This is a genomic window from Streptomyces peucetius, assembly GCF_025854275.1.
Taxonomy (GTDB): Bacteria; Actinomycetota; Actinomycetes; order Streptomycetales; family Streptomycetaceae; genus Streptomyces; species Streptomyces peucetius_A.
Genome location: NZ_CP107567.1, coordinates 7,817,111 through 7,839,890, shown reverse-complemented (window position 1 = coordinate 7,839,890; position 22,780 = coordinate 7,817,111). Strand labels below are relative to the sequence as shown.

Here is a 22,780-nt window from a genome sequence, read left to right as displayed (position 1 = left end):
GGGGAGATCCACAACTGGTCTCGGCTCCTCGAAGTGGACCGACAGGAGCCTCGCGCAGCGCTGTGTCTGTGCGGCTCCGCGCGGCCGACGGGCCGTACGCCCTACAGGGTCCGGGCGACGAGCAGGGCGACATCGTCGTGGTCGTCGGGGTGGCGCAGGCCGTGCAGCAGGAGGTCGCAGGCTTCTTCGAGGGGCCGGCCGGGGGCGTCGAGGAAGCTGAGGAGGAGGTTCAGGCGGTCGTCTATGGGGTGGTGCCGGGTTTCGACGAGGCCGTCGGTGTAGAGGACCAGCAGGTCGCCGGTGCTGAGCTCGGCGGTGGTGGTCTCGAAGGGGATGCCGCCGACGCCGAGCGGGGCTCCGGGGGGCAGTTCGAGCAGTGCGGGGGTGTGGCCTTGGCGGGCCAGGGCGGGCGGCATGTGTCCCGCGTTGGCCATGTGGCACTCCCTTGTGCGTGGGTCGTACACGGCGTAGATGCAGGTGACGATGTAGTGCTCCAGGTCGCAGGTGATCTTGTCCAGGTGCTGGAGCAGGGCGCTCGGGGCGAGGTCGAGTTCCGCGTAGGCGCAGGTGGCGGTGCGCAGTCGGCCCATGGTGGCCGCGGCGTCGATGCCGTTGCCCATGACGTCGCCGACGACCAGGGCGGTCCTGTCGCCAGCCAGAGGAATGACGTCGTACCAGTCGCCGCCTACCTCGCTGGTGGCCTGAGCGGGTTGGTAGCGGGAGGCGATTTCCAGACCGGTGTGGTGAGGCGGGTGATCGGGCAGCAGGCTGCGCTGGAGGGTGAGGGCGGTGTTGCGCACGCTTTGGAACCAGCGGGCGTTGTCGATGGCCACGGCGGCACGGCCGGCCAGCTCACTGGCCAGGACGACGTCGTCCTCCTCGAACGGGAGCGGGTTGCGGGTGCGCTTGAGGTCGAGGGCGCCGAGCACCTCGCCGTGGGCGATCAATGGCACGGCGAGATAGGAATGGACGCCGGCGCGGGCCAGAAGCGAGGTGGCCTCGGCGTTACGGGCGATGCGCGGCAGATCGCGGTCGCCGACATGGCGCACCAGGATCGGCCGACCGGTGTGGACGCACAGGGTGACCAGGCGGTCACCGTCGTAGGCCGCGAGGTCACCGGGCGGGTCGGCGGCGCGCAGCGCCACGGTGGGGTGGGCCGCCTTGAGCGCAAGGGCGCGGAAGAGCTCCGGGCCGTCGTCCGGTCTGCCTGCGCGGCGGCAGGCCAGGGCGGAGTCCAGGATGTCGACGGCGACCACGTCGGCGAGTTCGGGGGTGGCGATCTCGGCCAGTTCCTGGGCGGTCCGCTCCACCTCCAAGGTGGTGCCCACACGGGTGGAGGCGTCGGCGATGAGGGCCAGGCGTCGCCGGGCCCGGTCGGCCTCGGCAGCCACACGGTGCCGCTCGGTGACGTCAACGACCGAGGTAGCCGCTCCCAGGACCCGCCCGCCGGGGTCCTCCAGCCGGTAGAAGGAGAGGGACCAGGCGTGCTCGTGGTCGGGGTCGGCCGGGGGGCGGCCCACGTGGTACTGGTCGAGCAGCGGGTTGCCGGTGGTGAGCACCTGACGCAGCGCGGACTCGACGGTGTCGACGTCGGGGAAGGGCAAGGTCTCTCTCAGACCGCGGCCGATGTGGTCTTCGGCGGGGATGCCGTCGATACGCTCCAGAGCCGGATTGACCAGGAGATACCGCAGGTCGGGGTCCATGAGGGCGAGGCCGATCGGCGACTGGTTGATCAACCGCTCGCACAGCGCCAGATCGGTCTCGACGCGCTGGAGCAGGTTGTGGTCGGCTGCGATGCCCAGAGCGTGGACACCCCCGCGATCGTCCAGCAGCCGCATGTTGCGGAACTCCGTCAGCCGGATGCTGCCGTCCTTGTGACGGATGGGGAAGGCGCCGGCCCAGCTCCGGCCGGTTTCCAGCACCTCCGCGAACAGACGCGTGACAGCCTGCAGGTGCTCGGGATGGATGAACAGCCGTGCCGCGTACTTGCCGAGGGCCTCTTCCGAGGTGTAGCCGAAGAGTTCCTCGGCCTGTGGGGTCCAGAACACGAGGCGCCCGTCGGCGTCGACGACGACCGCGGCCACGCTCAGCACATCCAGCAGGCCGGTCGGCCGAGGCGGCTCGGGATCGTACTCGTCACCGTTGGACGGGAAGGATTCGGCAGCCATCCCAGACCTCCTCCACCAGCCGGCAGACCGTGCCGACCCGCGTCGACATCACCGCACGCTCGGGTTACCGACTACCGGCACTTCCATGCTGCCTCCGGCCCGGCGCCTTGCCCAGTCCGCGGTGCTCGTGTGCGGAAGGCCGCGGTCGGCCCGCCCCCCTCGCCGCACCGTGCACATCGGGCGGAGTAGCAGGAACATGGTCGTGTAGAGGATGGGACCCATGGCTTCTGCGCGAACCGGTTCCGATGGGCCCACGCCTGCGGGACCGCTCTATCGCTTCGACGCGTCCACCGACGCGGCCGCGGTGGTGTCCGCGGACGGCGTCGTGGTCGGCTGGACCCGGGGCGCCGAAGAACTCCTCGGCTGCCCGGCACGAGAGGTCGTCGGCGGCTCGGCCACGCGTCTGCTGGCGATGCCCACGGACCCGGCGCGGGTGGCCGGCATCGCGGAGAGATGCCGCGGCGGCATGGGGTGGAGCGGTCTCATCCCCGTACGACACCGCGACGGCAGCAGCATCGACGTCGACCTGCGCGTCTCCGCGTCCTTCCGTGTCGGCCCGGACGAATGCTTCCTGATCTCGGCACGGGAGCGGAAGCAGCACTGGACGGTGGGCCGGTCCGTCCTCGACGGTTTCCTGAGCCGCTCGCCGGTCGGCATGGCGGTGATGGATCTGGACCTGCGCTACGTGTGGCTGAACGACACCCTGGAACGCTTCGGCGGTGTGCCCCGAGAGCAGCGGCTGGGGCGTCGGCTGAGCGACCTGTTGCCCGGGCTGCAGGCGGACACCATCGAGGGACTCATGCGCAAGGTGCTGGCGACCGGCGTCCCGGTGACCGACTACGAGTACGCGGGGTGGAGTTGGGCCGATCCACACCGCCAACATGCCTACTCCTCGTCCTTCTTTCCCCTGTTGGACGCCGACAACTCCGTCACGGGCGTCGGCTACATGGTCTCGGACGTCACCGAGCGGTGGAACGCCCGCCGGCTTCTGTCGCTGGTCAACGAAGCGGGGACCAGGATCGGCAGGACTCTCGACGTGATGCGGACGGCTCAGGAACTCGCCGACTTCGCCGTCCCCCGCTTCGCGGACTTCGTCATCGTCGATCTCCTGGAGCCCGTCCTCAGCACCGAGGGGCACGGAGCGTGGCTGACCGATGCGGGGCCGGCCCCCGCCAAGCCGGTGATGCGCCGCGCCGGAATGAGCTCGGTGCGAGAGGGCTGCCCGGAGGCTCTGGCACGGATCGGGGAGAGGGTGGACTTCCTCCCCCCGCCGCACGGCGTGGATCTGCTCATCAACGGCGACCCGATCCTCATCCCGGTCCTCGACCCCTCCGACGACTTGTGGGTCGCCGAACAGCCTGAGAGGGCGGCAAGCATCCGCGAGTTCGGACTGCACTCCCTCATTTCCGTGCCGATGCGGGCGCGGAACACCGCCCTGGGACTCACCACGTTCGTACGGTCGCTCAATACCCTCTCGTTCCAGCCGGACGACGTCTTGCTGGCACGGGAGCTGGTGGCACGAGCGGCGCTGTGCGTCGACAACGCCCGCCGCTACACCAGGGAACACACGGCAGCGGTCACTCTTCAGCGCAGTCTGCTGCCCCATGCACTGACGGGAGGAACGGCGCTGGAGGTGGCCTCCTCGTACCTGCCGGCGGACCCGACCGGCGGGGTCGGCGGCGACTGGTTCGACGTGATCCCGCTGTCCGGCGCTCGTGTGGCCCTCGTCGTCGGCGATGTGGTGGGTCACGGCATCACCGCGGCGGCGACGATGGGCCGACTACGCACCGCGGTGCAGACCCTCGCGGACATGGAGATGCCTCCCGACGAACTCCTGGCCCATCTCGACGATCTCGTGCTCCGGTTGAGCGAGGAGAAGACCGACGACGAGGCGGCCAACCGGAGTTCGACCGCTTTCCTCGGAGCGACCTGCCTGTACGCCGTCTACGATCCGGTCTCCAGGCGCTGCACGATGGCCCGGGCCGGACATCCGCCCCCTGTCGTCGTCGCACCCGACGGGCACGTCTCGTTCCCGGAACCCCCCGCCGGCCCTCCGCTCGGGCTGGGCGCGATGGCGTTCGAGGCGACCGAGATCGAGCTCGCCGAGAACAGCCTGCTCGGTCTCTACACCGACGGCCTCATCGGGGGAGTCGACCGCGACATGGAGAAGGGCATGAACCGGCTCGGCAACGTGCTGGCCCAGCCGGACTCCGACCTCGGCAGCCTGTGCACGTCCGCGGTGCAGCAGCTCGTGCCCGTGCCTCAACCCGACGACATCGCCCTCCTCCTGACGCGCACGCACGCCCTGGGTGCCGACCACGTCGTCTCGTGGGACGTTCCCGTGGACCCGGCCGCCGTCGCCGATGTCCGAGCCCGGGCGACTCACCAGATGGAAGCCTGGGGTTTCGGGGAACTGGCCATGACCACGGAACTCATCGTGAGTGAGCTGGTCACCAACGCGATTCGCTACGCCGAACCACCCATACGCCTACGACTCCTCCGCGACACGCGCCTGTCCTGCGAGGTCGCCGACGGGAGCAGCACCGCTCCGCGGCTGAGGCATGCCCGGAGTACGGACGAAGGCGGCCGGGGCCTCTTCCTGGTGGCCCAGCTCGCCCATCGCTGGGGCGCCCGGTACACGGCGGGCGGAAAGATCATCTGGGCTGAACAGGAGATCCCGTGAAGAACGCGGGTCGCTCGCGGTGTTGCCACCGGCGTTCCCGGGCCGCAGCCGCCCCGACATGACGTCGCCGGTGTCGGCGAGGAACCACGGCAGCGGGTGGAAGCGGAAGCCGACCTTGTCGGAGGGCACGACGGCTCCACCCCGCCCTGCTCACGAAGCTGCGGACGGCGAAACAGCTTGACCGAAACACGGCGGCAACGCCCGCCAGGCACAACCACTGACCAGCACGTAGACGATCACCGCGAACACCGTCTCACCAGGCGTGTCCTGCGTCCCGCCACCCTGCGGCCGCACCTTCGAAGGCGGGATCAACGGCTCCGCGATCTCTTACAGCCCATCCGGAACAATCCGACTCCACGCACCCCGCCCCATGACCAGCCCAACTGCCAGCTGACCATGTGGGACACGGTCTTACCTGTGGACCCTGCGTTTCACGTGCGGTGGGATGGGGCCGGTTCCGAGGTCGCCGGCGCTGGAGAACGGCAGCCTCCCCGGTCCGCACGAGGTGGAATCGGCCTCACCGGGCGCCCGGACAGCATTGACGGCCGCGAATGCAGCCTGCCGGCCCGGCCCCGTCTCAGCCGACAGGTGCGCGGCAGGGCTCGGCCGTGTGTCATGTCACCGGCCGCCCCGCAGGTCGTAGGGCTGGAGGAGTTGGTCGACGGGTGCGTAGTCGTCGGTGAGCAGTTCGGCATCGCCGGTCCAGGAAACGAGGTCGTCACCGGTGGTGATCTTCCAGCCGGTCTGCCGGGCGTCCAGCGCTTCCTGGACCGCGCGCAGGTCGACCGACCGGTTGGACGCGAGCACCACCATATTGCCGCCCCCGGGGGCGGCAGCCGGGACGAGGCCGATATCGGTGGGCTCGCCGACAAGGGCGACGTGCTCGAAGGTCTCGCCGAGAGTGGCCACTTCGGCACGCGCGAAAGCCAGACCACCGTGATCGATCAGGTTGGCAACGTACACGCCGTCCTCGTCGAGCACCCGCCGCATGTCAGCCATCGCTTCCACCGTAGTGAGATGCCACGGCACACTCACGCCCCCGAAAGCATCACCGACGACAAGGTCACGACTACCCGCGGCCAGTCGCCGCAGGCCGAGCCTGCCATCCTCGGTACGTACCTCGATACCGGCTACTGACCCGAGACCGAGCCGGTCGCGACCGACACGCACGACTTCGCTGTCGATCTCGGACACAAGACTGCGCGTCCCGGGCCGCGTCGCCGCCAGATAACGGGGAAACGTGAGCCCACCACCACCAAGGTGGTAGACAGCAAGTGGCTCACCCTCCGGAAAGACGGCCTCGACCACCGACGCCATGGCACGGACATACGTGAACTGCAGGAAGGTCGGATCCTCGATGTCGACATAGGAATGCCGCAAGCCGTCCAGGACGAGCGTGCGGCCGCTGCCCCGGTCGGGGTCCGCGACGACCCGTACACAGTGGTACTTGGTCTCCGTGTCGCAGCCACCGGGCGCGACCATGGTGGCGAGGCCGCCGGCAACGACCACGAGTGTCAGGACAGGAGTGCTGCTCCACCCGCGCGTTCGCCACTCGACGAGCGCCGAACCGACCACCAGCAGTGTTCCCAGGCCCATCAGTATGCCGCTGACCGGCAACCGTGACACGAGAACGAAGCCGGTGAGCACGGTGCCGGCGATGGCACCGACGGTGCCGACGCCGGACAGGCGGCCGACAACCGTCCCGGTCTCGGCGAGGCTGGTGAGACGCAACTTGGTCACGATCGGCGTCACCGCAGAGAGCAGCGCGCCCGGCACGAGGATGGTCAGCGACGCAATCAACAAGAGCATCGCCGGTGCCCACTCCGCCGTGGTACGCAGCACGGCAGGGGTGAACGCCACGACCGCTCCAGATACCCCGAGCGAGGGACCCACGAGCCGACGTGGATTGACCTGGTCGGCGATGCGCCCACCCAGCCAGGAGCCGAGGGCGATCGCGGTGAGGGCGATGCCGATCACCATGGTGCTGGTCTCGAGGGTGAGCCCGAGGTAAGGAGCCAGCAGCCGCAAAGCGACGATCTCCACCACCAGGACTGCGGCCGAGGACCCGAAGACAAGCACGGCAGCGGCACGGGAACCCAGGCCGTAGTTGCGAGGCGTGCCCCCGTCGGCAGGCGAGGAAGACGATCTGGTCACGGGCGACATCCTTGCATGCGCCTCATCGAGGCGAGGTCGGTCGTTCCCGAGCAGACCGGCCTGAGGCGACGGCGCGCTACAGCTGCGTACGGCCTGCCGCATGCTTCTGCTGGATCTCCCGGAACTCCGTTTCGCTCATATTCCGCTACGTGGCCGTGAGTTGACCGGCCACCTGGAGAGTGGCGATCGCTGAGATGAAACCCCTCTCCGGCCATCTCCACGAGGGCGGACCCGGTGCCATCGCCGACCTCGACTTCACCCTCCCGGGCGACAACCCGGGCAACCCAGTGATCACCACCGGCTTCAAGGCCGCCCGCGCCAAGCCCTTCACCACGGCGCAGAAACACGGCAACAAGTCGATCGCCGCCCAACGCGCCGCCTGCAAGCACCCGTTCACCCGCTGAAGACCTGGCTTCCGCTTCGGCCTGTGCGTTCAGGGGCGCCGGCAGCCTTCCGCATGCCGGCCGGGCCCACACGGCCCCTGACCGGTCGCACGGCCGCTGCGGCATGTCCACGGAGCGGGTCCACGGAGCGGGCGGACAGGCGGACGGGGTCAGCGGCCTTCGAAAGCGCTCAGATGGTCCTGGGCCCACACGCGGAAGGACCGGACCGGCCGGCCCAGCTCAGCGGCCACCACCCCCGTCACCTCGCCTTCCCTCCCTCACGCAACCGCTCCGCCCGCTCGAACAGCACCTCGACGATCTCCTGTGGATAGCGCTCACCCAGCACCGCACGGGCCTGCCCCTGGTCGAGTTCCTCACAACGCAGCGGACGTCCCAGCAGCTCGGCGAGCTGCGCCGTCTGCGCGACCGCCGTGACCGCCTCCGGCCCGGTCAGCGTGTGCACCCGCCCCGCATGACCCTCCTCGGTCTCGCAGGACCGCATCACCGCCCGCAGTCGCACGCCGCACGCGTACGCCTCTGCCGGGTCGGTGGTCTGCAGAACTGCGAAAGCCGAGGAGTTGCCCATGGGGAACAATCACACGCCCCGAGCCCGCAGGCCGGCGCTTTCCGGGCCGGTCGCCTGAGGCCCGAGTGACACGAACCGCCTCGTGGAACGTTTCGTGAGAGGCCTCGTCGGTCAGACGCGTGGGCCGAGGAACAGACGGTGAACCAGCCCGCACTGCTCATCGCCGAGCGGGTCGCCCGGCGTCCGCGAGCACCGCCTGGTGCGCCGCGTCGGCGGTGCATTTCGTCGAGGCGGCGACGGCATTGACCGGCGGCAACGGGAGCGAGCCCCCGAACGACCGGTCCTCAGCCCGCGGTCCTGGTCTTGATGAGCGGCGCGTCCCGCGTCAGCTCCCGGAACCCGACGCTGTAGTACAGCCCGCGCGCCTGGGGGTGGCCCGGCGCGCCCAGGCAGGCGACCGTCGCATGAGTGGCCCCGGCCGCCCGCGCCAGATGCATCCCGTGCAGCAGCATCGCCCTTCCCAGCCCCAGACGACGGTAGTCCCGATGCGTCCCTACGGGCTCGAACTCGGCGGTCCTGTTCGCTTCGTCGAGCCACATGATCGTCGAGGACGCCATCGTCCCGTCCGGCGACTCCACCAGGATGTGCAGATCGCCGCGGTACCCGGCCGTCTGCTGGACGCCCTGATAGCCCTCGGCCGTGTACGGCGAGGGGCCCCAGGCGTCCAGATGGGCCCGGACCGCGGCCTCCGGCCCGGCTTCGTCGGCGGTACGGAACCGGAATCCGTCCGGCAGGACCGGCTGTTCCACGTCGGTGAGGTCCCGCTCGTTGAGCTGGGTCCAGGACCCGTCGTCGCCGAGCGAGGCGGGGTCGGTCTCATAGCCGTGCGCCGCCCATCGCTTTAGGGCGAACGCATCGGCGGCGCTCGGCATCACCGTGCGCTCGATGTCCGCCGCCGTGCCGTCGTACCAGTCGATCACCTCGTCGACCAGCCCGGCGTGGTCGGGATGGACCTGATACGCCAGATAGGCACCGGTGACGTCCTTCACCGACCCGTCGCTCCGCCTCACCCGGTGCGGAAGACTGGCCCAGCCCCACGCCACCAGGTCCCCGCCGGAGAACCACAGCCGACGCCGCCAGCTTGCGCCGTGGGCGGCGTGTCCCTTGCCCCAGTTCCAGGCCAGCTCGCCGAACGTCGCGTCACCGTTCACCAGGTCCGGGCGGGTGGCGGTGACGCGCTGCGCCAGACGCTGCATGAGCTGCACGTCCGCTGCGGTCACAAGCTCGAGGTCCGGCACAGTGCGCCACTGTGTCAGGCCTTCGCAGAGCCGTCGAACCGTTTTCCGGGGCCGCCGATCGCGGCAGTCGACAGCGCAACGCGCGAAGCGGCATCGTCGTGGCGGCGAAGCCCATGACTGCCGCAACCATGTTTCTCGATCACGACGGCCGACGGTGAACATTCACCGGCGTGCGTCCCGGCCTGCTGGGGCACGAGCCGACCTCGGCCTCAACCCCGGTCCAGGGTGCCGGGCGAGGCGGTACGAGTCAGGCCCTTACCGGCGGCAACCTTTCCTCTGCCCGCGGCCACTTGAGGGCGACTGCACCCCGAGCTCACCCCCACCTCCGCTTCGCGAGGAGTTGCCGTGCCGAACTCAGCGGCTGCCGTGCCGCCTTCAGATACCGGACGTCACCGTCGCCGTGCCCTGCGGCCCCTGCCGCTCGTGGCGGCGGGCGCGCTGCTGGCGTCCGCCGTCGTGGCCCTCCCCCAGTTCACGCCCGACGCGCAGGCGGCCACCACCCTGCGCGGCTACGCGGACGCACGCGGCACGAAGATCGGCGCAGCGGTCGCCGACGGCCCGCTGCGGAACGAGTCCGCGTACACCACCGTGCTGGACCGGGAGTTCAACTCGCTCACCGCCGAGAACGCGATGAAGTGGGACGCCCTGGAGCCGAACCGGGGCAGCTACGACTGGGCGGCCGCCGACCGCCTCGTCGACCGTGCCGCCGCCCACAACCAGGGCGTACGCGGCCACACGCTGGTCTGGCACTCGCAGCTGCCGTCCTGGCTGAAGAACGGGAACTTCTCCGCTTCCGAGCTGAACACGATCCTCAAGAAGCACATCGACACGACCGTCGGCCGCTACAAGGGCAGGGTCTACGCCTGGGACGTCGTCAACGAGGCGTTCGACGAGAACGGCACGATGCGTCGCAATTCGCTGTGGCAGGAGAAGCTCGGCACCGGTCACATCGCCAATGCCCTGCGCTGGGCGCACGCGGCCGATCCGAGCGCCAAGCTCTACATCAACGACTACAACATCGAGGCGGACAACGCGAAGAGCGACGGCCTGTACGACCTCGCCAGGCAACTCCTCGCCCAAGGCGTGCCGTTGGACGGCATCGGCTTCCAGTCGCACTTCGTGGTCGGCCAAGTGCCGTCCTCGATGAAGGCGAACCTCAAGCGCTTCTCGGACCTGGGACTGGAGGTCTCGGTCACGGAACTCGACGTCCGTATCCCGCTGCCCGCGTCCTCCGCCGAACTCGATCAGCAGTCCGCCGACTACAAGACGGCCTCCGAGAACTGCCTGGGCGTCCCCCGCTGCGCAGGCGTCACCGTGTGGGGCGTCACCGACAAGTACTCCTGGATCCCCGGCACGTTCAACGGCTACGGCGCGGCCCTCCCGTACAACGGGAGCTATGCGGCGAAGCCTGCCTACACCGGCCTGTCGAAGGGGCTCGACCCGTGGGCCTGACGCCCCGAGACTCGGGAAGTCGGAGCTGTCCGCCCGCTGGTCCACCCCCACCGACCAACGGCCGGGCCGCAGCTGGGGATCGGTGACCGTCCGGTACCGAGCCTGTGCCCCGTTGGTCTTCCCCTCCCTCCGTCGTCTGGAGACACCCCCATGAGAAGAATCACCGGTACGCTCGTGGCGGGCGCGCTGACCGTGGCCGGGCTCGCCGCCACGGCCACCGCCTCGGCCGCGACCACGGCACCACCCGCGACGGCCGCCGCCCCGTCGTCCGGCACGTTCAACGTCCTCACGTACAACGTCGCGGGCCTCCCGGAGGGGCTCAGCTCCGGCAATCCGGAGAGGAACACCCCGTTGATCTCCTCGCGCCTGGGGGCGTACGACATCGTCAACGTGCAGGAGGACTTCAACTACCACGCGGCGCTGTACGCGGGCGACGACCACCCGCACCGCACCGCGACCAGCGGCGGGGTTCCCTTCGGGGACGGCCTCAACACCCTCTCGGACCATTCCTTCGAGGACTTCCAGCGGGTGAGGTGGAACCACTGCACCGGCACCAACTGCCTGACTCCCAAAGGGTTCTCACTGAGCCGGGTCCGGCTGGCCGAGGGTGTCTTCGTGGACCTCTACAACGTCCACACCAACGCCGACGCGACCGACGACGCACTGGCCGCCCGCCGCGCCAACATCCACCAGCTCTCCGACTTCATCCAGGCGAACTCGGCGGGCAACGCGGTGATCGTCATGGGAGACACGAACACCCGCTACACCCGCGCGGGCGACAACATCCGCACGCTCGTGAACGAGAACGGCCTGACCGACCCATGGGTCGACCTGGTCCGCGGCGGCAGCGCCCCCGCGCAGGGCGGCGACGCGCTGGTCTGCCCCGAGACTGCCCCGACGAACGACTGCGAGGTGGTGGACAAGGTCCTCTACCGCGGCAGCAAGCTGCTGAACCTCACCGCCACCCGCTACGACAACGAGTGGGCGAAGTTCCTGGACCCGGCCGGCGGCAACCTCTCCGACCACTTCCCGCACACGGTCGACTTCTCCTGGAAGCTGCCCGAGGACCTCCGCGCCGGCGACTTCTTCGGCGGCCCGCACGGCACGGCCTTCAACGACGCGGGCGACCTCCCGGCCACGGTGTCGCCCCGCACGCTCACTCTGCGCGGCGGGGCCCGCCTGGACGCCGTGTCGCTGGCCCACGACGGAGGTACGTCCCTGACCCATGGCGGGACGGGCGGCACGGCCACGTCCCTCAGCCTCGCGGCCGACGAACACCTCACCTCGGTGAAGCTCACCCGCGGCCAGAAGGACGGCCGGACGCGGATCTTCTCGGCTGCCTTCACCACGGACAAGTCCCGTACGGTGACGGCCGGTTCGCCCGCCGCGGACGCCGTGACGCACACGGCCCCGGCCGGCTGGCGGATCGTCGGCTTCACGGGCCGCTCGGGTGACGAGATCGACAAGCTCGGCCTGCTGTACGCGCCGGTCGGCCGAGCTTGATCCCCTTGACTGGGTGAGCAGGTGCGGTGGCCCCCGCCGAGGGCGTCACCAAATGGTCCGGACGGTACGGGGCGGATCCCAGCCGGGGTCCGCCCCGCCGTAGTGGCGGAGAAGTCCCCGGATCAGCGGTGGGCGGAAGCCGTCTCCCCGGCCTTCGCCGCCGACGCTCCCGCTGTGGGCACGGTGTCCTCGAAGGCCGTGCCCGCCGAGCGGTAGCCGGTGATCTTCACCTGGACCGGGGCCGGGCTGAGGACCTGGTCCTTGACGTGCAGGACGTAGTCGACCTGCTGATCGTACGACCGCGGCGTGGTGCTGGTCTGGCCCGCCAGGTCGATCAGCCACTGGATGAAGTTGATCGACATCGGGCGCTCCGGCAGGTACCTGGCGTCATGGGTGCCGAAACTGCTGAGCGCGACAGCCGGGTCCAGCAGTCGGAGATCTCGATGCCGGCCTCGCTGCCGCAACGGACACACAGCAAGTTGGGACCGTTGAGCCGTCCGGTCTGCAACACCCGTAGAGCCGAGGCACAGTTGGCCGTGACGGTCTGATCGGCGACGGACGGATCAGCGAAGTTCCTGGATGCGGATCAGGTTGCCCGCGGGATCGCGGAAGGCGCAGTCGCGGATGCCGTACGGCTGTTCGGTCGGCTCCTGGACGACCTCCGCGTCGCGGGCCTGCACCTTCTCGAAGGTGCCGTCGAGGTCCCGGGTGGCCAGCAGGATCCAGCCGTAGGTGCCCTTGGCCATCATCTCGGCGATGGTGCGGCGCTCGTCCTCGGTGACCCCGGGGTCGGCGGCAGGCGGCGCCAGGAGGATGGAGGTGTCGGGCTGACCAACGGGACCGACGGTGATCCAGCGCATCCTGCCCTGTCCGACGTCGCTGCGGACCTCGAAGCCGAGCGCGTCGCGGTAGAAGGCCAGGGACGCGTCGGGGTCGTCGTGCGGGAGGACGCTCGTGTGAATGGTGATGTCCATGGTGATCATGCTAGGTGCGGCCCGGTGACCGCGCTTCTCGATTCCTGATCGAACTGGCCGGCGGTTTGCCGCACGCCGGCCTTCCGGCCGGCGTGCGGACCGCCGGAGGCCGGGTCGGCGCCGGCTCGGCGCCTTAAAGCAGGTGTGTGCAGGCGCTGGCCGTGTCAGGCTCCGCCGGTGGACCGTGAACAGATCTCCCGGCTGGCACATGCGGATCATCCGATTGCCGCCCCGCTCGACGACGACTCGGTGCGCCGACTGCTGGAACGCGGCGTCCCGCGCGCCGACGCGCGCGTACTCGACCTCGGCTGCGGCGGCGGAGAGTGGCTCCTGCGTGCTCTGGCCACCCACCCGCGGTCGCGGGCCGAGGGGGTGGACATCTCCGAGGGCGCTGGCGCATGCCCGTCGGACGGCGCGCCTCCGTGGTCTTCAGGAGCGTCTCGTCCTCCACCACGAGGATGCCGCGGAGTTCGCCGCCCCACACGCGTTCGACCTGGTGATCAGCGTCGGGGCCACGCATGCCTTCGGCGGCCTGGGTGCCACCCTCGCGGCGGCACGCAGGCATCTGACTCCCGGCGGGCGCGTCCTCGTCGGCGACGGATTCTGGGCGTGCGAGCCCGCTCCCGGCGCCGTTGACATGCTCGGGACCTCACCGACCTGCCGACCACCATGGACCGCGTCCTCGCTGACGGCTGGACACCCGTCGACGGGCACATCAGCACACGCGGGGAGCTCGACGCCTACGAATGGGCCTGGACGGGGTCGCTGGCCTCCTGGGCCTTGAACCACCCGGACGACCCGGACAGCGCACAGGCACTGGCGGCAGCCACGACCCACCGCAGCGAATGGATGCGCGTGTACCGGGACGCCTTCGGCTTCGTCTGCCTAGTCCTGCGCCCGACGTCCGACGTCCCACTGAACGGAACCGGCCGGCCGCCCCGGCCCTGACGGGCCGGGTGGTCAGCGGGTGTGGCGGCGGTGCACGCGGGCTTCCCACGGCCGCAGGGTGTGCGTTGGCGCCAGGGGCGTCGTGGCGGGCACGTTGGCGATGAGTGTCTCGCTGTGTTCCCAGCCTTCGGGCAGCGTGACGCTGAGCTCGGCCGCGCCGAAGTTGGCCAGGGTGAGCAGTTCGGTGCCCGATGCCGGGTCGTGGCGGGTGAAGGCGTAGAGCTGCTCGTGGTCGGGGTGGAGCATGTGGAAGTCGCCGTGGGTGATGGCGGGTTCGGTGTGCCGCAGCGCGATGAGGCGGCGGTAGTGGTGGAAGACGGAGTCCGGGTCGGCGAGCTGGGCCTCGGCGTTGACGGTGGTGTGGTCGGGGTTGACCGCGATCCACGGGACGCCCGTGGTGAAGCCGGCGTGCCGGGTGGCGTCCCACTGCATGGGGGTGCGGGCGTTGTCGCGGCTGCGGTGGCGCAGGCCGGTCAGGATCCGTTCCTCGTCGATGCCGGCGGCGATCTGCTCGCGGTGGTGGTTGAGGGTCTCGATGTCGCGGAAGTCCTCGATGGAGGCGAAGGGGACGTTGGCCATCCCCAGTTCCTCGCCCTGGTAGACGTAGGGCGTTCCGCGGTGGAGGTGCAGGACGGTGGCCAGCAGTTTGGCGGAGCGGTCGCGGTAGGCCGGTGAGTCGTCGCCGAAGCGGGAGACCACGCGGGGCTGGTCGTGGTTGTTCCAGTACAGGCTGTTCCAGCCGGTGTCCCCGAGGCCGGCCTGCCAACGGCCGAGACTGGCCTTGAGGTCGGTCAGCCGCAGCGGCCGGACGTCGAACTTCCCCCCGGGGCCCTGGTCGAGACCGACGTGCTCGAACTGGAAGACCATGTCGAGTTCACGGCGCGCGGGGTCGGTGAAGAGTCCGGCCTCCTCGACGGTGACCCCGGGCATCTCGCCGACGGTCAGCAGTCGGCGCGGGTGGCCCTCGAAGACCTCGCGGTGCATCTCTGCCAGGTACTCGTGGATCCGGGGGCCGCAGATGTAGTACGGGCTTCCGTCGCCGTGGCGGCTGCCCTCGTGGACGACTCCGTCGGGCAGGCCGGGGGCCTTGGAGATGAGGTTGATGACGTCCATGCGGAAGCCGTCGACCCTGCGGTCCAGCCACCAGCTCATCATGGCGTGGACGGCCTTCCGGACCTCGGGATTCTCCCAGTTGAGATCGGGCTGTTTACGGGAGAACAGGTGCAGGTAGTACTCGCCGCTCGTCTCGTCGTAGGTCCATGCGGGGCCGGAGAAGAACGATCCCCAGTTGTTGGGCTCCGCACCGGGCGCGCCCGGTTCCATGCCTTCGCGGGCGGGGCGCCAGATGTACCAGTCCCGCTTGTGCCCCTGGGGCCCGCCGTCACGGGAGGCGGTGAACCATGGGTGCTCGTCGGAGGTGTGGTTGACCACGAGATCCATGACGAGCTTCATGCCGCGCTCGTGGACCGCGGCCAACAGGCGGTCGAAGTCGGCCAGCGTTCCGAAGAGGGGATCGATGTCCTGGTAGTCACTGATGTCGTAGCCGTTGTCGTCGTGCGGCGACGGGTAGACGGGCGAGAGCCACAGGACGTCGACACCGAGCCGGGAGAGATGGTCGAGGCGCTCGATGACGCCCGGCAGATCCCCGACGCCGTCCGCGTCGGAGTCGGCGAAGCTGCGCGGATAGATCTGATAGACCACGGCCCTGCTCCACCAGGAGTCGGCGGGGCCGGCTTCGTTCACGGGCACGTCGGAACCTCGTCGTGATAGCTGGATTACTCGGATGCTGTGACGCCGGACGCGACACCATCGTCGCGTGGTACACGCTGCCATCCAAGGGCTGCGGTGTCCTGGTGTCCGGTGTGGAAGTCGGCGTGAACGGCGGATGCGGCTCGGCCTGCTCGAAGCGCGCGCACATCTCCCGGCAGAAACCTCAGGCGCCCAACTCGTCGAGCCGGGCTGCTGTGGGCACCTGGGGAGTCGAACACCGTCGGTCCGCTGTCCGGGCTTGCGCTCGGATCTCCGGTCGCGCAAGAGTGCGGCTGACGCGGGGCTTGGGGCCTATGACGGCAGTACGGGGACAGACGGGTGTGCAGGATCGATGTGGCCGCCAAGGAGACGGCGATCGCTCGCTTTCTCGGCCAGTACCCCCGGGCACCTGGTGCCGGCCGCGGCCATCCTGCTCTCCACGGGTGTGAGGATGTCCGCTGGTCCGATTTCCCGGAGTGCCCGGCCGCGATCCCGGTGCTCCTGCACGGTCTTCTCGATCAGGCCGCCGCGTCCGAAGCGAAGCGAGTGCTCACCAACTCCATTCTCAACAGCGTCGCCGAGATGAACGCCGCCATGCCGGCGGTGCTGCCGTTCCTCTTTCGCCTTGCAAGCGACTCGCGGGTTCCTGCGCGGTCCGACCTGCTCGATCTTCTGGTCGCGGTCGCTGGGTTCTCTGAACCGATCGACCCCAGCAGCGAGGCCATGGTGCGATGGTTCGGCAGCGACAGTGATCATCCCGAGCGTGAACAGTGCCGGGCCGTGTTTGTGGAACACGCGAATGTGGTGGCGATGCCGGCGGAGGAAATGATCAGCCCCGACGATCGAGCGGAGCTTCGGCAGGTCGCCGGACTCCTGTGAGTTTTCCGCGTTCAGGGCCACTTGCCCGACCGCCGGGGACGGCGTGGGGAAGGCCGCAGCCTCGCAGAAGCGACGGCCGTGCTGGGGGCAGTGGTAGAGCCGGCCGATCAACGCGGCCACCGCCTGCGGCGCGGAAGCCGAGGCGGCAGGCGCCGGCCTTCGACCGCGAGGCGTACAAGCAGCGCAACACCGTCGAATGCTGCATCAACCGCTTGAAGCAGTGGCGAGGCACCGCCACCCGCTACGAGAAGTCCGCGACCATCCATCTGGCCGGACTCCACATCGCGGGGATTTTCCTCTGGTCTGCCCGGTGATCCAAACGAAAACGGCCTAGTGGTGCCAGGCGCTTCCGCCTGTGTTGTGGATGAAACGCTGCAGCACCTTGAGCGTGGTCACGTACTCCTCGTCGGAGATGTCCGTGTGCCGTTCCGCCCACAGATCGGCCTGGAGGGCCGCGGCCCTGTCGTAGAACGCCCTGCCCTCGGCCGTGATGTGCAGGCGGTGCTCGGGGTCCTCGGTGATCCAGCCGCGGGTGATGGTCGTGTCGATCTCCGCGTCCATGGTTTCCGGGCCCGCGTCGAGGTAGTTCTCCAGGAGTCGGGACACCTCGTCGCGGGTCTTGACGGTGTCGGCGCGTGCGACCTGGGCGAGCACCCACCACTGCGGCTGGGTGATGCCGATCCCGGCGAGAGCCGTCCGGGTCCGGGTGACGACGGCCTTGTAGGCCGCCCAACTCCAGTAGCCGATGGGCTGCTGGATCAGTTCGGCGTCGCTGTGCGAATACTCCATGGCCGGTTCCTCTGTCTCTGCTCGATATGGTTCGACAGGACCGACCGTAGAACCTCAACCCAACTCGAGATCAAGTGCGTTCCGGCACCGGATTCCGGCAGCGCGAGACCGAGGCCTGCTCCCTTCGCAGGCACTACATGTTGATCATGTGCCCGGCCAGCCCGTGGACCGCCTCCTTGACCGCCTCGCCGAGCGTGGGATGCGCATGCACGTTGCGGGCCACTTCGTGCATCGTCAGGTCCCACTGCTGGGCCAGGGTCAGCTCCGGCAGCAGTTCGGTGACCTCCGGGCCGATGAGGTGGGCGCCCAGCAGCTCCCCGTGCCGACGGTCGCTGAGGATCTTCACGAAGCCCGAGGGATCGCCGAGGCCGTGGGCCTTTCCGTTGGCGGTGAAGGGGAACTTCTGCACCAGGACGTCGAAGCCGCGTTCACGCGCCTGGGCCTCGGTCCAGCCGAAGCTGGCGATCTGCGGCTGGCAGTAGGTGGCGCGCGGGATCATGACGTAGTCGAGCTCCATCGTCTCCGCGTCCGCGATGGTCTCGGCGGCGACCATCCCCATGGCCTCGGCCGCGTGCGCGAGCATGAGCCGTGCCGTGACGTCGCCGATCGCGAAGATGTGCGGGACGTTCGTACGGCAGCGTCCGTCGACGTCGACCGCGCCGCGGTCGGTCAGGCGTACCCCGGTGGTCTCCAGACCGTAGCCGGTCACGCGCGGCTGGAAGCCGATGGCCTGCAGCACCTTGTCGGCTTCGAGGACCTGGCGCTGTCCGCCCGTCGTCACATGCACGCAGACCTGCGGGCCCGAGTCGTTGATCGCCTCGACGCGGGTGGACGTCAGCACGTTGACGCCCAGCTTGCGGTACCGGCGGGCCAGCTCGGCGGAGACGTCCTCGTCCTCCAGCGGCACGACGCGGTCCATGAACTCCACCAGCGTCACCTGCACGCCGTAGTTGTGCAGTACGTACGCGAACTCGACACCGATGGCGCCCGCGCCGGCGACGACGATGCTCTCCGGCAGCCGGTCGGTGAGGATCTGCTCCTCGTACGTCACGACGCGCTCGCTCAGGCTCGTGCCGGGCAGGAGCCTCGTCGTCGCTCCGGTGGCGAGGATGCAGTGATCGAAACTGATGCTCTGTTCCGTGCCGTCGGAGGCCCGGACCCCCATCGTGTGCGCGTCGGTGAAGACGCCCGTCCCTTCGATCTCGGTGATGCCGTTCTTCTTCATCAGGTAGTGGACGCCGCGGACGCGCCCCTCGGCCACCTTCCGGCTGCGCAGGAACGCTTCCCGGTAGTCGAAGCCGACCCGGCCCTCGACGCGGATCCCGAAGGTCTGCGCCTCATGGGTGAACAGATGGGCCAACTCGGCATTGCGCAGCAGTGCCTTCGAGGGAATGCACCCCACGTTGAGGCACACACCGCCCCAGTAGCGCTCCTCCACCACCGCGACCGACATTCCGAGCTGGGCGCAGCGGACCGCCGCCGTGTAGCCACCAGGACCGGCCCCGAGAACCACGACATCGAAGGGTGCACTCATACCGGCACAATAGGGGCGTGCCTGCGTCGCGAGCGGCGCATCGCCGTGCGGCGTCAGTGGGAATCCACCGGGTGGACCGGCGCCGCTCAGGGCGTTCGGCCGCCGTGCCGGGTCAGGTGCGGCTCGCGGTGCAGTCCGCGGGTGTGGGCCGGCCGGTCGGCCAGGCGAGGCCGACGAAGCGGATGCGGCCGGGTGCGTCGGGCGCGAGTTCGACCACGGAGACCGCCTTGTTGTAGGGGTTGCCGTAGTTGTCCAGGCAGATCCAGCCGCTCGCGCCGTCGACCTTGCCCATGCCGTGCAGCCGCAGCCACGCGTCGCTGATGCGGCTGAGGGTGGGAATGACCGGGTCGCTGTCGTCGCGCATGCGGATGGCGGTGACGGCGGTGAGGCCGGCGTCGTAGAAGGTGATGGTTCGCGAGTCGGTAAGCTCCACCGGGCCGATGTCTCCGACCTCTTTGCCGGTCGCCAGCTCGGCCAGGGTGCGGTAGGCGGCGGCCGAACCGCCGGTGGCGGGCGCGTCGAGTCCGGTCCAGGCGTCGGGGTGGGCGACGGCGGCGTACTGGAGCGTCACGCCCTTGCGGAAGGTGTCCCAGTCGAGGAGCTTGTCCGAGGAGAGGGTGGAGGCGCCGGACCCGGTGATGACGGTGTACTTCTTCTCGGTGCAGCCCCGGTTGCCCAGTTCGTTGACGAACTGCCGCAGCTGGACGGGGCGTCCGGCGAAGTAGATGACCTTGGCTGCCGAGGTGCAGATGGTGTCGACCATCTGGTCGAAGGCGTTGGCCGTGGTGCCTTCCTCGTGGAAGTCCTCGGGCGCGCGGTACTGCTCGGGTGCGCGGGGCGATCCGAGGGTCCGTTCGGCGAAGGCACGTTTGAGCGCGTCGACGTAGTTGTCGCCGGTGCGGATGTCCTCGACGACCAGGGTGTGCTTGGGGTCGATGCCCTTGTTGAAGTGGGACAGGGCCTTGGCCTGGTCGGTCGTGGTGGGCACGACCCGGGCGAGGCCCGGATAGGCGTCGGGCCTCTCGGGGCTGTTGCCCGAGTCGTCGGCGGTGATGGGGCCGCCGACGACGGGAATGCCGCGCTCCCGGGTGAGATAGCCGATGGCGGCCTGGGTGGTGGCGGTGGAGACGTCGAAGCCGATCACGGCGCGGAGGTTGTCGGCCGTGGACTCGGACATGGCGCCGAGCTGTTCGGCGACGGGTTTCCAGTGGTCGTGGTTGCGGCCGGGGTTGGCGAGCAGGAGCCGTATCGCCGGCTTCTTGCTGTTGGAGTCGTGGTTGGCGCGGTACTGCGCGAGGTAGGCGCCCTGCACCTCGTGGAGGGTCTTCTGCTGTTCGAAGCCCTGGGCGGGTGCCATCGGCAGCATGACGGCGACGGAGACGTGCGGTTCGTCCTCGATGCGCTCGTTCTCGGCCTTGATGCGTGCGCTGACCTCCTTGAGGTTGGCGGCGAAGACGTAGCTGCCGTCGGTGACGCCGGTGCATTCCCCGGCGCCTTCGGGGCCGCGTTCCTCGACGCCCTTTCCGCAGGCCGGATCCGGCCCGAAGAGGACGACGCCGGTCCACACGGCGGCGCCGAGGACGGCCAGGGCGACAACGAGGGCGGCCGCCTTGGTGAGCGGTCCGCCGGGCAGTCGTGCGATGAACGACGTCATGACGCGGAACCTTCCTGGACGGGCAGGTCTGGCGCCTGTGCTCCGGCCCGCAGACGGGCCGGCCAGGCGGCTGACGCCTCGCGGTAGGCGGCGTGCGCGGCCTTGTTGCCGTACAGCGTCTCCAGCGCGATGCGGACGGTGGTCAGTTCGTCCTCGCGAGGGGCGAGGGTGAGCGGGTCGGACAGCCGCCACAGCAGGGGCACCAGGGAGGCCACGGCCTCGTGGTGGGGGCCGGGGACGTCGCTGCCGCAGGCCGTGCACGAGAGGGTGGGGCTCCCCGCCGGGGGCTCGTAGCCGTCGCGTGGGTGGGGGGCGGCGCAGATCTGGTTGAGGGCGGTCAGCCACTCGGCGGGCGGGGCGACGGTGTACCGGTGGTGCAGGACGCACACCACCTCCTCGACCCGGCCCAGGGCGAGCGTGTGGTGCAGATACGTGTCGCCGCGCGGGTCGCACAGGGAGCGCAGCCGCAGTTGGGTGTCGCGCCAGCGGTCGTGGGTGGTGACGGTGGCCAGCCGGTGCCGGAGCAGCAGATCGAGGGCACGGTCGCCGTCGAGGCAGGAGCGCTTGCGGTACTCGTCCGCCTCACGGACTCGCGCGGCGACCATGTCCTCGGAGTGGTCCTCGGGGTGGGCGAAGGTCCACAGCCCGCGCCGGGTGCCCGCGTCGGCCGCGGCGGACAGCAGCACCAGGCGCTCCCGCATCACGGTGTCCGGCAGCAGTTTGGCGAGGAGCGCGGGTACGGCCTCGTCGAGGAGCTCGCCGCTGCGTACGGTGCCCGCTTCCTGGACGCGGTGCACGGCCGCGTCCGCGAGGACACGGGCGCTCGCCGCGCGGCCGCCGCTGTAGCGGGCGACGACGCGGGGCAGATGCTCGGGGTAGTCGACGGGGCTGAGCATCTCCGCGATGTGGGCCGGCTCGATCTCGGGGATACGCAGCACCAGGGGCCGCGCCCGGGGTACGGCGTCGCCGCCGACGTCGCTCAGCGGTGGGTGCCGGTGGCCCCTGCCGAGCAGGGTGGCCAGGGTCACGGGACGCGTCGGGTCCCTGCCCGGGGCGCCGTGTCCGGCGTCGAGCAGGTCGAGGAAGGCGGGTCCGACGTCGGCGTGGGCGTTGTCGAGGAGCAGCAGCGGCCGGGGCTTCTTGTTGAGCCTGCGCAGTGTGCCGTAATTGGCGTCGATGTCGTCGAGGAGGGCGGCGACGAGATGTTCCTCGGCGGTGCGTCTGCGGTCGTCGAGCCTGCGGAAGCCGCGGACGAACTGGAAGAGCCGTTGCAGCGAGTCGCCCTGGTAGCCCTGGGAGCGGTGCAGCCGTCCGCCCCACCAGGCGAGCGCGCCCTTGTCCGGTTCGCTCTTGACGAGCTGCGCCCGGGCGGTGTCGAGGACGATCCCGGCGATCGTGTCCAGGCCGGGGACGGCGGACAGGACCTGCGGGAGGTTGTCGGTGACGACGTCGAACCAGCGACCGAGGCTCTCCCTGCGGCGGCGTACGTCGGGGTCCTCGGCAGTGATGAGGGTGCGCAGATCGGCCTCGGCCCGGCGCAGGTCGGGCGGCCGCACATCGGCCCGGTCACCGGGCCTGCCGCGGTTCCGTTCACCGGTCCCGTCGTTGTTCAGAGGGCGCCAGGCGGTGACGACGAGGAGGCCGAGCGACAGCCGCGGAAAGGCCATCGGCCTGCCGAAGTGGCGTACGTCGAGGCCCAGTTTGTAGGCGAGGAGATACAGCAGGTGGGTGATGCGGGAGGCGTTCGGGACGTCGTCGCCGCCGTCGGCGACGCCGGGCTCGCCGAATCCGGGAGCACCGAGGTCGAGCCGCGCGAGCGGCACCCGCCCGTTGTACGCGTCGTGGACGGCCCCCAGCAGCGCGGTCTTGCCGCTCCCGCGTCCGCCGACGATCCGCACCACCGGCGCGCCCTTGGGATACGCGAAGGGGACGTGGTGCCCGTGCTTGTGGTGCAGTCCCACCAGCCGGGGGACGAAGCTCTCCTGCAGCGCCTGCTGACCGTACAGTCTCCCGCCCATGGCGCTCCCCCGCCTCCCCCTGCCGGCCGTGCAACATGAGATCAACTCGCCGTGCACAGAGGGAACTT

The 22,780-nt window shown here is 69.9% G+C and carries 15 protein-coding genes and 4 pseudogenes; 7 read left to right on the top strand and 12 right to left on the bottom strand.

Translation table 11 applies throughout. The annotated features are described in order from the left end of the window. Positions 1-101: 101 nt before the first annotated feature. Positions 102-2,168 carry a SpoIIE family protein phosphatase gene (locus OGH68_RS35410; protein ID WP_264249678.1) on the bottom strand — a complete coding sequence of 689 codons (2,067 nt, stop codon included), beginning with the start codon at positions 2,166-2,168 and terminating at the stop codon, positions 102-104. Positions 2,169-2,388: 220 nt separating this feature from the next. On the opposite strand from OGH68_RS35410, the gene OGH68_RS35405 reads away from it, so the two are divergent. Next, a complete protein-coding gene (locus tag OGH68_RS35405) occupies positions 2,389-4,851 on the top strand; it encodes a SpoIIE family protein phosphatase (protein WP_264249677.1) in 2,463 nt (820 codons plus the stop codon). 156 nt (positions 4,852-5,007) lie between these two features. Here OGH68_RS35405 and OGH68_RS35400 read toward each other — a convergent pair. After that, positions 5,008-5,175, bottom strand: a pseudogene (locus OGH68_RS35400) (transposase); the annotation flags it as partial. Positions 5,176-5,469: 294 nt separating this feature from the next. Continuing rightward, the gene (locus tag OGH68_RS35395) at positions 5,470-7,014 is read right to left on the bottom strand and encodes a fused MFS/spermidine synthase (protein ID WP_413471073.1); all 1,545 of its coding nucleotides are present in this window, start codon (positions 7,012-7,014) and stop codon (positions 5,470-5,472) included. 185 nt (positions 7,015-7,199) lie between these two features. Here OGH68_RS35395 and OGH68_RS35390 point away from each other — a divergent pair, with 185 nt between their 5' ends. After that, positions 7,200-7,409, top strand: coding sequence for a hypothetical protein (locus tag OGH68_RS35390; protein WP_264249675.1), 210 nt, complete (start codon positions 7,200-7,202; stop codon positions 7,407-7,409). Positions 7,410-7,647: 238 nt separating this feature from the next. On the opposite strand, the gene OGH68_RS35385 is transcribed toward OGH68_RS35390, so the two are convergent. Together OGH68_RS35385 and OGH68_RS35380 are read right to left on the bottom strand one after the other, a co-directional pair. Then, positions 7,648-7,974 carry a hypothetical protein gene (locus OGH68_RS35385; RefSeq protein WP_264249674.1) on the bottom strand — a complete coding sequence of 109 codons (327 nt, stop codon included), beginning with the start codon at positions 7,972-7,974 and terminating at the stop codon, positions 7,648-7,650. 284 nt (positions 7,975-8,258) lie between these two features. Then, a complete protein-coding gene (locus OGH68_RS35380; RefSeq protein WP_264249673.1) occupies positions 8,259-9,212 on the bottom strand; it encodes a GNAT family N-acetyltransferase in 954 nt (317 codons plus the stop codon). A gap of 345 nt (positions 9,213-9,557) precedes the next feature. On the opposite strand from OGH68_RS35380, the gene OGH68_RS35375 reads away from it, so the two are divergent. Both OGH68_RS35375 and OGH68_RS35370 read left to right on the top strand, forming a co-directional pair. Then, positions 9,558-10,664: an endo-1,4-beta-xylanase gene (locus OGH68_RS35375; protein WP_264249672.1), complete on the top strand. Its 1,107-nt coding sequence runs from the start codon at positions 9,558-9,560 to the stop codon at positions 10,662-10,664. Between the two features lie 150 nt (positions 10,665-10,814). After that, the gene (locus OGH68_RS35370; RefSeq protein ID WP_264249671.1) at positions 10,815-12,167 is read left to right on the top strand and encodes a jacalin-like lectin; all 1,353 of its coding nucleotides are present in this window, start codon (positions 10,815-10,817) and stop codon (positions 12,165-12,167) included. A gap of 122 nt (positions 12,168-12,289) precedes the next feature. On the opposite strand, the pseudogene OGH68_RS35365 reads toward OGH68_RS35370, so the two are convergent. Continuing rightward, positions 12,290-12,568, bottom strand: a pseudogene (locus OGH68_RS35365) (hypothetical protein); the annotation flags it as partial. Positions 12,569-12,730: 162 nt separating this feature from the next. Next, positions 12,731-13,141, bottom strand: a complete 411-nt coding sequence (locus OGH68_RS35360; RefSeq protein ID WP_264249670.1) for a VOC family protein — start codon at positions 13,139-13,141, stop codon at positions 12,731-12,733. Between the two features lie 177 nt (positions 13,142-13,318). Here OGH68_RS35360 and OGH68_RS35355 point away from each other — a divergent pair. Further along, positions 13,319-14,089 (top strand): annotated as a pseudogene (locus tag OGH68_RS35355) (SAM-dependent methyltransferase). Positions 14,090-14,101: 12 nt separating this feature from the next. On the opposite strand, the gene OGH68_RS35350 reads toward OGH68_RS35355, so the two are convergent. Further along, positions 14,102-15,838: an alpha-glucosidase gene (locus OGH68_RS35350; RefSeq protein ID WP_264249669.1), complete on the bottom strand. Its 1,737-nt coding sequence runs from the start codon at positions 15,836-15,838 to the stop codon at positions 14,102-14,104. A gap of 354 nt (positions 15,839-16,192) precedes the next feature. On the opposite strand from OGH68_RS35350, the gene OGH68_RS35345 reads away from it, so the two are divergent. Both OGH68_RS35345 and OGH68_RS35340 read left to right on the top strand, forming a co-directional pair. Beyond that, on the top strand, positions 16,193-16,717 hold the full coding sequence (locus OGH68_RS35345; RefSeq protein ID WP_264249668.1) for a hypothetical protein: 525 nt from the start codon (positions 16,193-16,195) through the stop codon (positions 16,715-16,717). A 96-nt stretch (positions 16,718-16,813) separates the two neighbouring features. Next, positions 16,814-17,031, top strand: a pseudogene (locus OGH68_RS35340) (IS5/IS1182 family transposase); the annotation flags it as partial. 16 nt (positions 17,032-17,047) lie between these two features. On the opposite strand, the gene OGH68_RS35335 reads toward OGH68_RS35340, so the two are convergent. From OGH68_RS35335 to OGH68_RS35320, 4 genes are all read right to left on the bottom strand, one after another. Next, positions 17,048-17,506, bottom strand: a complete 459-nt coding sequence (locus OGH68_RS35335; protein ID WP_264249666.1) for a MarR family winged helix-turn-helix transcriptional regulator — start codon at positions 17,504-17,506, stop codon at positions 17,048-17,050. Between the two features lie 133 nt (positions 17,507-17,639). Further along, positions 17,640-19,040 carry a dihydrolipoyl dehydrogenase gene (lpdA, locus tag OGH68_RS35330; RefSeq protein WP_264249665.1) on the bottom strand — a complete coding sequence of 467 codons (1,401 nt, stop codon included), beginning with the start codon at positions 19,038-19,040 and terminating at the stop codon, positions 17,640-17,642. 112 nt (positions 19,041-19,152) lie between these two features. After that, a complete protein-coding gene (locus tag OGH68_RS35325) occupies positions 19,153-20,694 on the bottom strand; it encodes an ABC transporter substrate-binding protein (RefSeq protein WP_264249664.1) in 1,542 nt (513 codons plus the stop codon). After that, positions 20,691-22,712, bottom strand: a complete 2,022-nt coding sequence (locus OGH68_RS35320) for a hypothetical protein (RefSeq protein ID WP_264249663.1) — start codon at positions 22,710-22,712, stop codon at positions 20,691-20,693. The genes OGH68_RS35325 and OGH68_RS35320 overlap by 4 nt, the downstream gene beginning before the upstream one ends. Positions 22,713-22,780: the final 68 nt, after the last annotated feature.

Coding starts and splice junctions, on each gene's coding strand:
- OGH68_RS35390 (WP_264249675.1), top strand. CDS start 7,200: ATGAAACCCCTCTCCGGCCATCTCCACGAGGGCGGACCCGGTGCCATC.
- OGH68_RS35405 (WP_264249677.1), top strand. CDS start 2,389: ATGGCTTCTGCGCGAACCGGTTCCGATGGGCCCACGCCTGCGGGACCG.
- OGH68_RS35410 (WP_264249678.1), bottom strand. CDS start 2,168: ATGGCTGCCGAATCCTTCCCGTCCAACGGTGACGAGTACGATCCCGAG.
- OGH68_RS35385 (WP_264249674.1), bottom strand. CDS start 7,974: ATGGGCAACTCCTCGGCTTTCGCAGTTCTGCAGACCACCGACCCGGCA.
- OGH68_RS35335 (WP_264249666.1), bottom strand. CDS start 17,506: ATGGAGTATTCGCACAGCGACGCCGAACTGATCCAGCAGCCCATCGGC.
- OGH68_RS35325 (WP_264249664.1), bottom strand. CDS start 20,694: ATGACGTCGTTCATCGCACGACTGCCCGGCGGACCGCTCACCAAGGCG.
- OGH68_RS35360 (WP_264249670.1), bottom strand. CDS start 13,141: ATGGACATCACCATTCACACGAGCGTCCTCCCGCACGACGACCCCGAC.
- lpdA (WP_264249665.1), bottom strand. CDS start 19,040: ATGAGTGCACCCTTCGATGTCGTGGTTCTCGGGGCCGGTCCTGGTGGC.
- OGH68_RS35395 (WP_413471073.1), bottom strand. CDS start 7,014: ATGTCGCCCGTGACCAGATCGTCTTCCTCGCCTGCCGACGGGGGCACG.
- OGH68_RS35320 (WP_264249663.1), bottom strand. CDS start 22,712: ATGGGCGGGAGACTGTACGGTCAGCAGGCGCTGCAGGAGAGCTTCGTC.
- OGH68_RS35370 (WP_264249671.1), top strand. CDS start 10,815: ATGAGAAGAATCACCGGTACGCTCGTGGCGGGCGCGCTGACCGTGGCC.